Source organism: Gammaproteobacteria bacterium, from assembly GCA_035279405.1.
Taxonomy (GTDB): domain Bacteria; phylum Pseudomonadota; class Gammaproteobacteria; order Natronospirales; family REEB76; genus REEB76.
The window spans coordinates 232,374-246,953 of record DATEHU010000026.1; the positions used below are offsets into that span (position 1 = coordinate 232,374).

Annotated in this window: 13 protein-coding genes; 2 read left to right on the plus strand and 11 right to left on the minus strand. The window is 63.1% G+C overall.

The features are described 5' to 3' along the window. Positions 1-100: 100 nt before the first annotated feature. From VJR90_04580 to gspC, 5 genes are all read right to left on the minus strand, one after another. Positions 101-664: a hypothetical protein gene (locus VJR90_04580; protein HKV96753.1), complete on the minus strand. Its 564-nt coding sequence runs from the start codon at positions 662-664 to the stop codon at positions 101-103. A gap of 13 nt (positions 665-677) precedes the next feature. Next, the gene (gene gspF, locus VJR90_04585; protein HKV96754.1) at positions 678-1,892 is read right to left on the minus strand and encodes a type II secretion system inner membrane protein GspF; all 1,215 of its coding nucleotides are present in this window, start codon (positions 1,890-1,892) and stop codon (positions 678-680) included. 245 nt (positions 1,893-2,137) lie between these two features. Further along, positions 2,138-3,670, minus strand: a complete 1,533-nt coding sequence (gene gspE / locus VJR90_04590) for a type II secretion system ATPase GspE (protein HKV96755.1) — start codon at positions 3,668-3,670, stop codon at positions 2,138-2,140. A gap of 5 nt (positions 3,671-3,675) precedes the next feature. Beyond that, on the minus strand, positions 3,676-5,787 hold the full coding sequence (gspD, locus tag VJR90_04595; protein ID HKV96756.1) for a type II secretion system secretin GspD: 2,112 nt from the start codon (positions 5,785-5,787) through the stop codon (positions 3,676-3,678). After that, entirely contained in the window at positions 5,784-6,686 is a 903-nt protein-coding gene (gene gspC / locus VJR90_04600; protein HKV96757.1) for a type II secretion system protein GspC, read from the minus strand. Before gspC ends, gspD begins: the two co-directional genes overlap by 4 nt. Positions 6,687-6,930: 244 nt before the next feature. Between gspC and clpS the strand changes: the two genes are divergently transcribed. Further along, entirely contained in the window at positions 6,931-7,254 is a 324-nt protein-coding gene (clpS, locus tag VJR90_04605; GenBank protein ID HKV96758.1) for an ATP-dependent Clp protease adapter ClpS, read from the plus strand. A gap of 2 nt (positions 7,255-7,256) precedes the next feature. Then, a complete protein-coding gene (gene clpA, locus VJR90_04610; protein ID HKV96759.1) occupies positions 7,257-9,545 on the plus strand; it encodes an ATP-dependent Clp protease ATP-binding subunit ClpA in 2,289 nt (762 codons plus the stop codon). Between the two features lie 74 nt (positions 9,546-9,619). On the opposite strand, the gene VJR90_04615 is transcribed toward clpA, so the two are convergent. From VJR90_04615 to trxB, 6 genes are all read right to left on the minus strand, one after another. After that, positions 9,620-9,847 (minus strand): hypothetical protein, encoded by a 228-nt coding sequence (locus VJR90_04615; GenBank protein ID HKV96760.1) that lies wholly within the window; start codon positions 9,845-9,847, stop codon positions 9,620-9,622. A 5-nt stretch (positions 9,848-9,852) separates the two neighbouring features. Beyond that, positions 9,853-10,071 (minus strand): translation initiation factor IF-1, encoded by a 219-nt coding sequence (infA, locus tag VJR90_04620; protein HKV96761.1) that lies wholly within the window; start codon positions 10,069-10,071, stop codon positions 9,853-9,855. A gap of 66 nt (positions 10,072-10,137) precedes the next feature. Beyond that, positions 10,138-10,851, minus strand: a complete 714-nt coding sequence (locus VJR90_04625; GenBank protein HKV96762.1) for an arginyltransferase — start codon at positions 10,849-10,851, stop codon at positions 10,138-10,140. Then, the gene (gene aat / locus VJR90_04630) at positions 10,848-11,591 is read right to left on the minus strand and encodes a leucyl/phenylalanyl-tRNA--protein transferase (protein ID HKV96763.1); all 744 of its coding nucleotides are present in this window, start codon (positions 11,589-11,591) and stop codon (positions 10,848-10,850) included. The genes VJR90_04625 and aat overlap by 4 nt, the downstream gene beginning before the upstream one ends. A gap of 453 nt (positions 11,592-12,044) precedes the next feature. Beyond that, positions 12,045-13,211 (minus strand): GNAT family N-acetyltransferase, encoded by a 1,167-nt coding sequence (locus VJR90_04635; protein ID HKV96764.1) that lies wholly within the window; start codon positions 13,209-13,211, stop codon positions 12,045-12,047. Between the two features lie 198 nt (positions 13,212-13,409). Further along, a complete protein-coding gene (gene trxB / locus VJR90_04640) occupies positions 13,410-14,372 on the minus strand; it encodes a thioredoxin-disulfide reductase (protein HKV96765.1) in 963 nt (320 codons plus the stop codon). Positions 14,373-14,580 lie beyond the last annotated feature (208 nt).

Here is a 14,580-nt window from a genome sequence, read left to right on the forward strand (position 1 = left end):
TTCATCGGCAGCCACAAGCGGTGCCGACCCGTATCCCTGGGAAAGGATTCCTGGAACTGGTGCTTAGGGTGTCAAGGTATCACGAAAGTTCCGGGGCGGTTCAGAAATACAAGCGCAGGCGCGCACTCGCGGTGTTCCCGGTGACGCCGTTGTGACTGTAGCCCAGCCCGGCCGCCAGCCACGCGGTGGCATTGAACAGCAGCCCGAGGCTGACATCGTTGGAAGACTGGGTCAGCCAGTTGTGGCCAATGCTGCCGTCCAGTTCCACCCGCGGAGTGAACAAGTGCCGAAACCCGAACGCCAGCCGGTACCCGTTGTCGGTGCTGGAGGCGCCTGACACCGTGGCGCGATTGTCGAGATACAGGATGTCGGTAGTGAAATCCGTTTGCTCGCTGAAATTGCTGTCGCCGCGGATGCCGGCGGAATAATTGCCGTAGCGGATGTCAGGCGAGGATTGCGTGAGCCGGTCATAGCTGCCGATGATCTGCAGTTCGTTGTATGCAGTCCAGGAAAAATCCAGGACCGGCCCGTTGAGGGTGGAGCCTCCGGGAGTCGCCTGGCGCTGATAACCCAGCTCGGCGTAGTTGTAATTGAAGTTGCCGGCGGCCAGCGCCGTCAGTGGAAATAACAACGCACAGCAGCACAGCAAAGCGGATATCTTCACGGCAGCCTCCCGGTCAGTGAACCATCTGGTCGAGATCGAAAATCGGCAGCAGAATGCCGAGCACGATGAGCAGCACAATCAGTCCCATGACCAGGATCAGCCCGGGCTCCATGATGCCAAGCATGGTGCCGGTCAGGGTTTCGAGTTCGCGCTCCTGGCTGATGGCGGCGCGTTCCAGCATGCTGTCGAGCTTGCCGCTGGCCTCGCCGCTGGCGATCAGATGCACCGCCATGGGCGGAAACAGGCCGCTTTTGGCGAGCGACTGGCTGATGGAAGCGCCTTCGCGCACGCGTGCTGCGGCTTCATCCACGGCCTCGCGCATCGGCAGATTCACCACGACTTCGCCGGCAATGCGCAGGGCTTCGAGCACCGGCACGCCGCTGCCCGCGAGAATGCTGAGCGTGCGCGTGAATTGTGCGGTGTTGATGCCGCGCACCAGGCGCCCGAACAGCGGCAGGCGCAGCTTGTAACGATCCCAGCGCCGCCGCACGTCGGGTTTGCGCAGCATGCGGCGCCACACGAAGAACGCGATCACCAGGGCCACGATCAGCCAGATGCCGTAGGCGTGCAGGAAGTGGCTGACGGCGATCAGGGCGATGGTCAGGAACGGCAGCGTCTGGCCGGTGTGTGTATAGACTTCCGTGACGCGCGGTACCACGTACGCCATGAGCCCCGCGACCACCACGATCGCCATGACGGTGAGTAGTGCCGGGTAAATCATCGCCAGCAGCATGCGCTGGCGCAGCACCTGGCGGTTCTCCGCATAGTCGGCGAGCCGCTCGAGCACGCCGTCCAGGTGCCCGGTGTGTTCGCCAGCCGCCACGGTGGCGCGGAAAATCTCGGGAAACACGTGCGGAAATTGCCCCAGGCCGTAGGCCAGCGTGTGCCCCTCCATGACGCGTCCGCGCACCGCAAGCAGCATGGTCTTGAGACGCGGCTTTTCACTTTGCTGCGAGGCCACGAGCAGCGCTTCCTCGACCGGCAGTGCGGAACGCACCAGTGTGGCCAGTTGGCGCGTAATCAACGCCAGGTCCGCGGCGCTGATGCCGCGCCGCCAGCCGAGGCCGATGCGGCCCCGGGCTTCGTGCTCGGCGGCCTGCGCCACCGCAAGTGGCGTCAGGCCCTGGTCACGCAATTGCTGGCGCACCTGACGCGGGGTGTCGCCTTCGAGCACGCCGCGGCGCTCGCGGCCGCGGTTGTCGATAGCGGTATATTCGAACGCGCCCATGTCAGTAAGAAGTGAAGGGTGAGGGGTGAGGGGTGAGGGGCAAGAACGTACTGAGAAGATACGAAAATACACGCGGGTTAAGCGCCGCGGAAAACCGTAGTTTTTGCGTCATATCCGCGAAAGCGGGTATCCAGGTTTTAAAACATTCTGGATTCCCGTTTATGCGGGTCTGACAGAAATGAAATAAACCCGCACTACTCGTGCAGATATTCTTAAGCGCCTCACTCCTCACTCCTCACTCCTCACTAGTCTTCTCTAGTAACCCGCAGGACTTCCTGGATGCTGGTCTCGCCGGCTAGCACCAGGCGCCGGCCATCCTGGCGGATGCTGGGTGTCTTGGTGCGCGCGTAGCGCTCGAGTTCCTGTTCGCTGTTACCGTCGTGGATCATGCCGCGCGTGTGCTCGTCCACCACCACCATCTCGTAAATACCGGTGCGCCCGCGATAACCGGCACGGTTGCAGTGCTCGCATCCCTGCGGGCGATAGAGAGTCGGCGGCTGATTGCGCGGCAGATCCAGCGCCTTGCACTCGCGTTCGCCCGCCGCGTACGGCTGCTTGCACTCGGGACACAGGATGCGCACCAGGCGTTGCGCTAGCATGCCGAGCAGCGAAGATGAGAGCAAAAACGGCTCTACGCCCATGTCGCGCAGCCGGGTGATGGCGCCCACCGCGGTGTTGGTATGCAGCGTGGAAAGCACGAGATGCCCGGTGAGCGAAGCCTGCACCGCGATCTCGGCGGTTTCCAGGTCGCGGATTTCGCCCACCATCACCACGTCCGGGTCCTGGCGCAGGATCGCACGCAGGCCGCGCGCGAAGGTCATGTCCACGCGCGTGTTGACCTGCGTCTGGCCGATGCCGTCAATGTAGTATTCGATCGGATCCTCGACCGTCATGATGTTGCGGCTGCGGTCGTTGAGGCGCGCGAGCGCCGCGTACAGCGTGGTGGTCTTGCCCGAGCCGGTCGGGCCGGTGACCAGGATGATGCCGTGCGGTACGTGGATGAGTTCGTCCACCAGCGTGCGCGTGTCCTCGGGCATGCCGAGGTGTTCGAGTTCCAGCCGTCCGGCCTGCTTGTCGAGCAGGCGCAGCACCACGCGTTCACCGTGGCCGGAGGGAATGGTGCTCACGCGCACGTCAATCGGCCGGCCGGCGATGCGCAGCGAAATGCGGCCGTCCTGCGGCAGGCGCTTCTCCGCGATGTCGAGCTTGGCCATGACCTTGACGCGCGATACCACCAGCGGTGCCACCGCGCGCCGCGACTCCAGTACCACGCGCAGCACGCCGTCCACGCGGAAGCGCACCACCAGGCGGTTCTCGAACGGCTCGATGTGAATGTCGGAGGCGTTTTCCTTGACCGCCTCGGTCAGCAGCGCGTTGATCAGCCGGATGATGGGTGCATCGTCCTCGCTCTCCAGCAGGTCTTCGGGTTCGGGTAGCGCCTGCGCCACGCTGAACAGGTCCACGTCCTCGTCCAGACCTTCCATCATCTGCATGGCGTTGTTGGTCTGTTCCTCGTAAGCCTGTTGCAGCAGCGCGTCGAATTCCTCGTTGCTAACCGCGCGTGCCGTGAGCGGCAGGCCGAGCACGCGGCGCGTCTCAAGCAGGGCTTCGGAGGTCACATCCTGCCGGTGCACCACGTGCGCGATGCTGTTTTCGACGGCCTCAACCAGCACGCCGTGGCGTTTGGCAAACGGGAACGGAATGCCGCGGACCGCGACCTGGGCTTCGGACAACCGCGGGCTGAGCGTGCCGGAATCGGAGTCGGGGGTGATCGCCATGGAACTTACACCGATGGCGGGTGCGTAGCCGCGGGCGGTGTGTGGTGGCTGGTGGCTGCGGGTGCCGCAGTCGTGTGGGTTGTGGCGGCGGGAGCGTGGGATGCCGGTGCAGCCGGACGGCTTGTGTTGTTGAAGTTCGGCAGTACCGGGCGCCGCTCCTGGGGCATGAGTTGCACCGGACCCTGATTACGCAACTGGATGTCGCGCAACTGGTTGTAGGTGCGGTTGGTGTACTGGTCCGCGGTCTCGGGATTGCGCAGGATGGTGGGCTGGATGAACAGCATCAGGTTGCTCTTGGTATTCGTGGTGCTGCGGAATTTGAACAGGTTGCCGAGCAGGGGAATGCTGCCCAGCACCGGCACGTGTTGCTCGGATTCGATGAGCTGATTCTCGATCAGGCCGCCCAGCACCACGATCTCCCCATCCTGGGCCATGACGCTGGTTTTGATCTCGCGCGTATTCGTCACCGGCTGGCCGCCGATGCTGGTGCCGGTGAGGTTGGAAATCACCTGGTCGATCTTCAGCAGTACGGCATTGCCTTCGTTGATTTGCGGCGTGATTTTGAGTTCCAGGCCCACGTCCTCGCGCTGTACCGTCTGGAACGGATTGATGACCGGGGTGCCGGCGGTGCCGGTACCGCTGGTGTTGGTGTACTGGCCGGTCACGAACGGCACCTGCTGGGCCACCTTGATGTCGGCTTCCTGATTGTCCAGCGTCACGATGCTGGGTGTGGACAGGATGTTGGTGTCGGAATTGCCGGCCAGCGCATTGATGAGTGCCGCCCAACTGAATCCGCCGGTGACGATCTTGCCGACGCCGAGCGTCAGGCCCTGCGGCAGCCCGATGCCGGGCGCACCGGTGGTGCCAAGCGCACTGCCCGTGCTGGCGCCCGCGCGTGCGGCCAGCGCCTGCTGCGCCAAGCCGCCGATGCTCGGGCCGGTGTTGCTGAAATCCGTGATGCCGGCGGCACCGGCGTTGTTCAGGGCGTCCGCCACCCAGGTGATGCCGAGTTGTGCCGACTTGTCCGAGGTGAGTTCCGCTTCGATAGTCTGGAGCAGCACCTGCGCGCGGCGGATGTCGAGCTTGGCGATCACGTCTTCCACGGCATGCATGATCTTGGGCGGCGCGGTGATTACCAGCGCATTGGTGCGCTCATCCGGAATCAGCGACACCTGCGGTTCAGTGGCGCCCGCGCCGGCGGCTCCGGTTTTTGCCGCCGACTGTTTTTGCAGATCCTGGACGAAGCTCTTGAGTTCGTCGGCGATGTCCTTGGCCTTGGCGTAACGCAGGTAGATCACCTGGGTATTGCCGGTTTCCGTCGGCGTGTCGAGCCGCGCAATCAGCGCGCGGATGCGCAAGCGGTCATTCTTGTCGCCGCCCACGAGAATACTGTTGGTGCGCGTGTCGGCCACGAGTTTCAGCGGCGGTCCGGCTTCCGCACCTTGCTGGTTCTGCAGCAGTGAATTCAACACCTGCACCACGTCGCTCGCCGAGGCGTTCTGCAGCGGGATCACTTCGACTTCGCTGGACGTCGGCTGATCGATGCGCTCGATGATATTCAGCAGCCGCGTGACGTTGCTCGCGCGGTCGGAAATGATGAGCATGTTGGAGGCCGGATAGGCCGCAAGCTGCGCTTCGGTGGACATCAGCGGTCTGAGCACCGGCACGAGTTGCGCCGCGGACACGTTGTTGATCTGCACCACGTCCGTGACGATCGCGTCACCCGGCGTACCGGAGTTGAAGCTGGATCCCGGCATCTGGCGCGCTTCGAGCGCTGGCACGATCTTGATCATGGCGCCGGCTGGCACCGCGGCCAAGCCGTGCACCTGCAGCATGGACAGAAACGTCGCGTACACCGCATCCGCGCTGATGGGCTTGCTGGAAATCACCGTGACCCGGCCCTGCACGCGCGGATCAATGATGAAATCCTTGTGGGTGATCTGGCCGATGGTAGCCGCGACTTCACGGATGTCGGCATCCTTGAAGTTGAGCGTGATGCCGGCGTTCTGGGCATGCACCGCCGCGGCTGTGCACAGCAGCAATCCGATGAGCAGGGCATGCAGCCAGGAGAGGGGATGACGGCGGTAGGCGCGCGGAAGTTTCGGCACGGTAGTCATCTCGGTGGGCCGTTGGGGCTCTGTAATGAAAGGATGCGGGTTTGCTGCTGGCCGTTGCGTATGAAGGTAATGGATACCTGATCGGAGGTGCGGATGTTGTTCAGCACCTGCAGGCTCTGCGCCGGGTTGTCCAGCGGCATGCCGTTGACCGCGGTCACCACATCGCCGGGGTCGAGCCCGAGCTTGGAAAACGCGTCGGAGTTGCCCACCGGGAACACCCGATAGCCCGTGAGCTTGCCGTCCTCCATCACCGGCATGGCACGCATCATGTCCATCAGGCGCTCGGGGTGGCTGACCAGTTCATTGCGTAACTGCAGGAGATTTTGCGTCGCCGGAAGGCTGCGCCCGTAAACCACGGGCGGTACGCCGGGCGTCGTGAAGCCCGCGTCCGCAGCGCCCGAGCTGCCGCTGAATTTCGGCAGGCTCAGCGTCTGGGTGCGACCATTGAGGTTCAGCAGCACGTGATCCGGATATACGGATTGCAGCCGCGCGCCGCCCGGCAGTTGCGCGCCGACGGCATACATCTGCCCGACACCGTTCGAGGCGATGATGGCCAGGGATTGTTTCATGTCCGGGTTGGCGGCCACCACGCCGCTCAGGGTCAAATTCAGCGTGGTCTCGGGCGCGTTGGTGACGGCGTTGCCGCCGGCCACGCCGAACAAGTGCAGCGCGGCGGCGGCATCGAGATTGGCTGCGGGGGTGGCGGGCACTGACGTCTTATATATAGGTGCGACGGATTGCGGGCGCGGCAGCAGCGCCCAGGTCAGCTGCGCCAGGGTCCAGGCGATGAGCACGCCGAGGATCACGCTCAGCCAGAACGGCAGGCGGTGTTCCAGCGCCGGCCACCAGCCGTGCATGAGCGCACTTGCGTCTGCCATGCGCAGGTTGTTCAGTTGCATGATGCTGTCGAATCTTTGCGGCTCATGACCGGGAGCAGCTGCGGGCAAACGGCCCTGAGCTGCGGCTGCATCATACTGACAGGGCTGGCCGTGCCTCAAGGGCCACCGGCGGCAGTGTGGCCTGAGCGCAGGTTTCGGCAGTCATTTCCGGCTGCTGACCGGGGATGAGGTTGCGTTTCCGGTTGCGCCCGGACCGTTCGTCGTTACGGCTGCCCGCCGCGGGAAATCGGGCTAAAATCAGTCCATGAGCGAGGAACGGCAGGACACTGAATATCAGCGCGGCTTGGTGGTCGAGGAGGTCAAGCCGCGCCTCAAGAAACCGCCGCTGTACAAGGTGGTGCTGCTGAACGACGACTACACCCCGATGGAGTTCGTGGTCGAAGTCCTGCAGACCTTCTTCCGCCTGGATCGCAGCCGCGCCACCCAGATCATGCTGCACGTGCACACCCGGGGCAAAGGCGTGTGCGGTGTATTCACCTACGAAATCGCCGAAACCAAGGCTGCACAGGTGAACGACTACTCGCGCGAACACCAGCATCCGCTGCTCTGCACCCTGGAGGAAGCTTGAGCATGCTCAGCAAGGAACTGGAATTCTGTCTGAACACCGCCTTCAAGGAGGCGCGTGCCAAACGTCATGAGTTCATGACCGTCGAGCACCTGTTGCTGGCGCTGCTCGACACGCCGCGGGTGGCCGAGGTGCTGCGTGCCTGCGGCGCCGACATCCAGTCCATGCAGCATGAGCTCACGCGTTACATCGACGAGAACACGCCGCGCCTCGATCAGCCCGATCCGGACGTGCAGCCCACGTTGGGTTTCCAGCGCGTATTGCAACGCGCGGTGTTCCACGTGCAATCCTCCGGTCACAAGGAGGTCTCGGCGCTCAACGTGCTGGTGGCGATTTTCGGCGAGAAGGACTCCAACGCGGTGTATCTGCTCGGCCGTCAGGGGATCACGCGTCTCGACATCGTGAACTGCATCTCGCACGGCATTTCCAGAATCCACGAGGACGAGGCTCCCGCAAGCACCACGGAATCCGGCGACGAGGAGGGCGAGGCCGGCGCCAAGCCCGGCCGCACGGCTTTGGAGATGTACGCCAGCAATCTCAACCAGCGTGCCAAGGAGGGCCGGATCGATCCGCTCATCGGCCGCGAGCACGAAATCGAGCGTACCGTGCAGGTGCTGTGCCGGCGCCGTAAGAACAATCCGTTGTTCGTGGGCGAGGCCGGAGTCGGCAAGACCGCCCTGGCCGAGGGTTTGGCGCTGTTGATCGTCGAAGACCGCGTGCCGGAAATCCTGCGCGACAGCACCATTTACGCGCTCGACATGGGCGCACTGATCGCCGGCACCAAGTACCGCGGCGATTTCGAAAAGCGTCTCAAGGGCGTGATCACCGAACTCAAGAAGGATGCCGGCAACATCCTGTTCATCGACGAAATCCACACCGTGATCGGCGCGGGCTCGGCCTCCGGTGGCGTCATGGACGCGTCCAACCTCATCAAACCGGTGTTGCAGAACGGCGAAATCAAGTGCATCGGCTCGACCACCTATCAGGAATACCGCGGAGTGTTCGAGAAGGACCGGGCGCTCGCGCGGCGCTTCCAGAAAATCGACGTGCCGGAACCGACGGTGGAGGAGACCGTGCGCATCCTCAAGGGGTTGCGCCACAAGTTCGAGCAGCATCATGCAGTCAAATATCCCGCCAAGGTGCTGGAGAAGGCCGCGGAGCTGGCCGCGCGCTATCTCAACGACCGGCACCTGCCGGACAAGGCTATCGATGTGATTGACGAGGCCGGCGCCAACATGCGCCTGCGCCCGCCCGGCAAGCGCCGCAAGACCATCAGCGTGCAGGATGTCGAGGAAATCGTCGCCAAGATGGCGCGCATTCCGGCCAAGAGCGTGTCGGCTTCCGACAAGGAGGGCCTGCGCAACCTGGAACGCGACCTGAAGCTGGTGATCTACGGGCAGGACAAGGCCATCGAGACCCTGGCGACGGCCATCAAGACCTCGCGCTCGGGCCTCGGCCCCGAAACCCGGCCCATCGGCTCGTTCCTGTTTGCGGGTCCGACCGGCGTCGGCAAGACCGAGGTCACCAAGCAGCTGGCGCTGATCCTGGGCATCGAGTTCCAGCGCTTCGACATGTCGGAGTACATGGAGCGCCACACGGTATCGCGCCTCATCGGCGCGCCGCCCGGCTACGTGGGCTTCGATCAGGGTGGCCTGCTGACCGATGCGATCCTCAAGCACCCGCATTGCGTGTTGTTGATGGACGAAATCGAAAAGGCCCACAACGAGGTGTTCAACCTGCTGTTGCAGGTCATGGACCACGGCACGCTCACCGACAACAACGGCCGCAAGGTGGATTTCCGCCACGTCATCGTCGTCATGACCACCAATGCCGGCGCCCAGGACATGGCGCGCCCGTCCATCGGCTTCACCCAGTCGGACAACACGCCGGACGGCATGGAAGCCATCCGCCGCTTGTTCAGCCCGGAATTCCGCAATCGCCTCGACGCCATCATCCACTTCAACAGTCTGGATGCGCGTACCATCGCCAAGGTGGTGGACAAGTTCGTGATCGAGCTGGAGCATCAGTTGGAGCAGAAGGGCGTGGCGCTGGAAGTGGACGAAGCCGCGCGCCGGCTGATTGCCGAACGCGGCTACGATGCGAAGATGGGCGCGCGTCCCATGGCACGCGTCATCCAGGAACACCTCAAGAAACCGCTCGCCGAGGAATTGCTGTTCGGCAAACTTGCCGGCGGCGGCCGCGTACACGTGGGAGTCAACAACGGCGAGTTCGATATCGCCGTGGAGCCGTCAGCGGCCGTCCCGGCAGAAGCGCATCCGGCCGAAGCCGAATAACTTTCCTGCTGCCGCTGTGTTTGACTTGCCCCGCGATACGCTATCGCGGAGCCGGATGCGTCCCCGGGTAAACTTCAGAAAGCCGGCACCAGGTGCAGGTCGCCGATTTTCCCGCTTGTGTCGAACGTCACACACAGGCCGACGATCTGGTTCTTGAATTGCGTATTGACGATGACGTTGGTGCAGCCGCCCAGGTTGACGGTCTTGGTGCCGGTGACCTTATGATAGGCGCCGCCTTGCAGCACGAGTGCCTGCCAGAACTCCTGCAATTTGCCCGGTATGCATCTGCGGTAAACGCGCATGCCTGTCATTTGCCGCGGTAGGTGATGCGGCCTTTGGTGAGATCGTAAGGGGTCAGCTCGACCGTGACGCGGTCGCCGGTGAGGATGCGGATGTAGTGCTTGCGCATGCGCCCCGAGATGTGCGCCAGGACCACGTGGCCGTTGTCCAGTTGCACGCGGAATGTGGTGTTGGGCAGGGTCTCGACGACCTTGCCTTCCATCTCGATGTTTTCTTCTTTCGGCATACGTTCCCGGATCCGCGGCCCTTTCAAGGCGCGCAGATTCTGCCGGAATCCGGCGCGGACTTCAAATCAAGGGCCGGTTCGGGAGATGCGTTGCCAGCGGTTTTCCGTCAAACGTTCGTGGGGGAGAAAGCGCTCCTTGTAGGCCATTTTTTGGCTGGCCGCGATCCAGTAGCCGAGATACAGCCATGCCAGGCCGCGGCGCCGGGCTTCGGCGATTTCCCAGAGTATGCCGTAGGTGCCGAGGCTGCGCCGCGGCATATCGGGTGTGTAAAACGTATACACCGCCGACATGGAATCGCCCGACACGTCCATGACCGCGACGGCCAGGAGTTGCCCAGCCAGGCGCATTTCCGCGAGCAGCGAGCCGTGCGGTTGCATGAGCAGGAAGCTTGCGTAGTCGTCAGGCGAGGCTTGATCCATGCCGCCGCCGGGATGTTTCCAGCGCTGGTAACGCCGATACAGCGCGAAATGCTCGTCCTGGAATTGCGCCGCACGCAGGCGCACATCGAGATCGCGATTCCGGTTCCACACGCGCCGCTGGGCGCGATCCGGCCGGAATTCGTGCACCGGGATGCGCAACGGCACGCAGGCTTGGCAATCCCGGCAGTGGGGCCGGTAATAGAAAGCGCCATTGCGCCGGAATCCCTGCGCCAGCAGCTCCGCGTACGCGGGTCGCGCAACCATGCGTGGGTCGAGAAACAGGGTGCGCGCGGTTCGCTCTGGGAGATACGCGCAGGGATGTTCCGGCGACAGCAGCAATACGCGCAGGGAGCGTGTCATGGTGAGCCTGGCACACCGCTTGTGCGTGCCTGCGGCCACGCTGAGCCGTGACCGGATTCCGCGGCTGCGTGCTGCAGGCGGCGGATGAATTCAGCCCGCGGGATCAATAGCGCGCCCATGCGCTCAAGGTGCGCGGAATGCACCTGACAGTCAAACAGCTCGTAGCCCCACTCGGAAAGCTTTGCTGAAAGCCAGACCAGTGCGATCTTGGACGCGTTGGGGCGCTGGCTGAACATGGACTCGCCGAAAAACGCCCGGCCGAGCGCCACCCCGTAAATGCCGCCCACGAGTTCGCCGTCCATGCGCACTTCAACGGAGTGCGCGTGTCCCAGGTGGTGCAATTCCAGGTACGCCGCCTGCATGGCATCAGTGATCCAGGTGCCGCCATCCGGTTGATTGCGTCGCGGGCCTGCGCAACCGCGCACGACTTCTGCGAACGCCGTGTCGGTGCTGACATCGTAACCGCCCTGGCGCAAGGTCTTGCGCAGTGACCGCGATATGTGCAGCTTGCCGGGAAGAATCACGCAGCGCGGATCCGGCGACCACCACAGGATCGGCTGCGGGTCGCTGTACCAGGGGAAAATTCCGCGCCGGTATGCGTTGAGCAGCCGGTCCACCGAAAGGTCGCCGCCCGCGGCCAGCAGGCCGTCCGGCTCGCGCAGGGCATGTTCCACGGGCGGAAACGTATCCGGCGCGGCGCGGGATGGAATCCAGAACAGTTTGAAGCCAGGTTCCCGCATGTTTTGACGTGGCGCTGGTAAACGTCCGGAACAATCATGCAACCATGGCTTAAGTATCACAAGCGCGGCCCACGGGGCATTCGCCAGAGTTGCGTACAACATGGGTACTTGAGGCAAATCCCCCCGTGCGTAAAGCGCCCGGCCCCCTTTGCAAAGGGGGCGAAGCATCGAGTGGTAGCCATTGGTGCACGGCGATGTCATGCGCCGGTTGCGAAGCGCAGTTCCCCCCTTTGGAAAAGGGGGGTGAGAAGCAAAGCTCCGAGCGGGCAGTCATGGGCACAGCGCGAAGCGCTATGCGGGAGACCAGGGATGGTCTCCCTGGACCTGAACACGGCGCAGGATGGCAGAGTGTTCAGGACTGCCCTGGACTTTCGGACGAAGCATGATTGCGGAGTTCGAAAGGGGGGGATTTAACGTGTGACAGCTGTCATTGCGTGTGTTTCGTTGGGCGCTCTACAGGATGGTGGCGGTTTGATCGGTGTGTGACCTATAGTTGCGGAACGGCAGATGCTGCGTCGCGGCCTGAATGTAAGCCTCCATCATGCGGGTTTCGCGTTGCAGAAAATCCGCGATTGCGCCGCGAAAGGCGGGTTCCGCGATGTAGTGCATGGACCGGGTGGCCACGGGCTCGAAGCCGCGGGCGAGTTTGTGTTCGCCCTGTGCACCGGGATCGAAGTGGCCGATTCCCTCACGCATGCAGTATTCAATCCATTGGTAATAGCAGGTTTCGAAATGCAGGTCGGGGTATTCCTGCGCACAGCCCCAGTGGCGGCCGTAAAGCGTGTCGCGATTGCGGAAGCAGACCGCACAGGCCACCGGCTCGCCGGAAAGACTGGCGAAGTTCACCAGCAGGCTGTTCGGCATGGTACGCGCAATCTCCTTGAAGAAGCTCAGGTTCAGGTAAGGCGTGTGACCATGCTTGGCGTAGGTGATCGCGTAAAAGCGATACAGGATCTTCAGCAACCTTGCATCCAGATCGCCGCCGCGACAGGTCTGAAACGAAATCCCGGTCTCCCGCACTCGCCGACGCTCGCGTTTGATTTTCTTCCTTTTCTCCGCCGACAGCGCGGTCAGATATTCATCAAAACTTTGATAGCCATGGTTGTGCCAATGGAACTGGCAGTCCTTGCGCAGCAGAAATCCCTTTCGTTGCCAGTCGTCGGTTTCGGTTTCTTCCGGGAACAGGCAGTGTACGGATGACGCTTGGTGATTGGCCGCGAGCGCCACGGTCTGGGCCACGAGTGCCTCACGAATCGCGCGGCGGTCCGTTCCCGCGAGAGTCAGCAGGCGCGGGCCGGTCACGGGCGAGAACGGTACGGCCGCCACGAGCTTGGGGTAATAAGGCCGGCCAGCGCGCTGGTAAGCGTCGGCCCACGCCCAATCGAACACGAATTCTCCCCACGAATGGGTCTTGAGATACAGCGGCAGCGCGCCGGTAAGTCGTCCGCTGTCGTCGGTGCAGACAAGATGCTGTGGCTGCCAGCCGGTGTCCGCGCCCACGCAACCACTGTGTTCCAGCGCGGCGAGAAACTCGTGCCTTACGAAGGGATTGTCGCCGGCGAGCTGGTTCCAGTCAGCCGCGGGTATGGCGTCAATGGAATTGTGGACCTGAACACGCACGCGCTCAGCTTAGCGCGGCGCCCCGGCCATTTGTAGAAATGGCTTATAGCCGCGATTCAAAAAACCATCGCGCTAGGAATGGCGCTCCTAAGGTAGGAGCGGCCAATGTATAAGGATGTACGTATGCTTGAGGCAGGATGCCCGGAGCCGCCTCGGTCACGACTCTTCAAGATTAAGCAGAGGGCGGTATTCCCGCAGTTATTTTCGTGCTAGCGAGTCCAGGTACTTTTCGGCATCCAGCGCCGCCATGCAGCCGCTGCCGGCCGAGGTCACGGCCTGACGGTACACATGATCCATGACGTCGCCGGCGGCGAATACGCCCGCAACGCTGGTCGCGGTGGCATTGCCTTCGATGCCGCTCTTCACCTTTATATAACCGCTTTTCATGTCGAGCTGGCCTTCGAACAATTGCGTGTTCGGGGTGTGGCCGATGGCAATGAACAGGCCCTTGAGTTTCAGATCGCGCGTACTCTTGCCGTCTTTGGTGCTGCGCACGCGCACACCGGTGACGCCGGAGTCGTCGCCTAGCACTTCATCCAGGGTGTGATCCCAGAGAATATCCACGTTCCCGCCCCGGGTTTTTCCGATGAGTTCGTTGGCCAGGATTTTCTCCGCGCGGAAACGGTCGCGGCGGTGCACCACGGTCACGCGCTTCGCGATGTTGGCGAGATACAGGGCTTCTTCGACCGCGGTATTGCCGCCGCCCACCACCGCCACGTCCTCGCCCTTGTAGAAGAATCCGTCGCAGGTCGCGCAGGCGGATACACCGCGGCCCTTGTAGGCTTCTTCCGAGGGCAGCCCGAGGTAGCGGGCGGTGGCGCCGGTGGCGATGATGAGGGCATCGCAGGTGTATTCGCCCTGGTCGCCGCGCAACTCGAACGGGCGTGCGCTCAAATCGGCGTGGCTGATCTGGTCGAGCACCACCTCGGTCTTGAAACGTTGCGCGTGTTTCAGCATGCGCTCCATGAGCGCGGGTCCCATCAGGCCTTCGACATCGCCCGGCCAGTTGTCCACTTCGGTGGTGGTCATCAACTGCCCGCCCTGTTCCACGCCGGTAATCAGCATGGGATTCAGGTTCGCGCGTGCGGCATACACGGCCGCGGTGTAGCCGGCCGGGCCGGAGCCGAGGATGATCAAGCGGCGGTGTTTGGGCTTACTCATGTATAATTTGACCTCCGGGCGGGTCACTTGGTGGCCGTGGAGCCAAATTCAAGTCCCCGACGGCGTTTTCCAGGTGCTGGACTGAACAAAAACGGGCGCACTCCGCGCCCGGTTTCGCGTCTGGAGCCTTGCTCAGAGTAGAGTTCGCGCACGCCTGATCGTCATTACGACTGACAGCGTTGCGCGTGCACACGCTTTTTTCATGGTA

Excerpts from the sequence above, each read along its gene's own strand:
- gspF (HKV96754.1), bottom strand. The coding sequence starts at position 1,892 with ATGGGCGCGTTCGAATATACCGCTATCGACAACCGCGGCCGCGAGCGC.
- gspE (HKV96755.1), bottom strand. The coding sequence starts at position 3,670 with ATGGCGATCACCCCCGACTCCGATTCCGGCACGCTCAGCCCGCGGTTG.
- gspD (HKV96756.1), bottom strand. The coding sequence starts at position 5,787 with ATGACTACCGTGCCGAAACTTCCGCGCGCCTACCGCCGTCATCCCCTC.
- gspC (HKV96757.1), bottom strand. The coding sequence starts at position 6,686 with ATGCAACTGAACAACCTGCGCATGGCAGACGCAAGTGCGCTCATGCAC.
- clpS (HKV96758.1), top strand. The coding sequence starts at position 6,931 with ATGAGCGAGGAACGGCAGGACACTGAATATCAGCGCGGCTTGGTGGTC.
- clpA (HKV96759.1), top strand. The coding sequence starts at position 7,257 with ATGCTCAGCAAGGAACTGGAATTCTGTCTGAACACCGCCTTCAAGGAG.
- VJR90_04615 (HKV96760.1), bottom strand. The coding sequence starts at position 9,847 with ATGCGCGTTTACCGCAGATGCATACCGGGCAAATTGCAGGAGTTCTGG.
- infA (HKV96761.1), bottom strand. The coding sequence starts at position 10,071 with ATGCCGAAAGAAGAAAACATCGAGATGGAAGGCAAGGTCGTCGAGACC.
- VJR90_04625 (HKV96762.1), bottom strand. The coding sequence starts at position 10,851 with ATGACACGCTCCCTGCGCGTATTGCTGCTGTCGCCGGAACATCCCTGC.
- aat (HKV96763.1), bottom strand. The coding sequence starts at position 11,591 with ATGCGGGAACCTGGCTTCAAACTGTTCTGGATTCCATCCCGCGCCGCG.
- trxB (HKV96765.1), bottom strand. The coding sequence starts at position 14,372 with ATGAGTAAGCCCAAACACCGCCGCTTGATCATCCTCGGCTCCGGCCCG.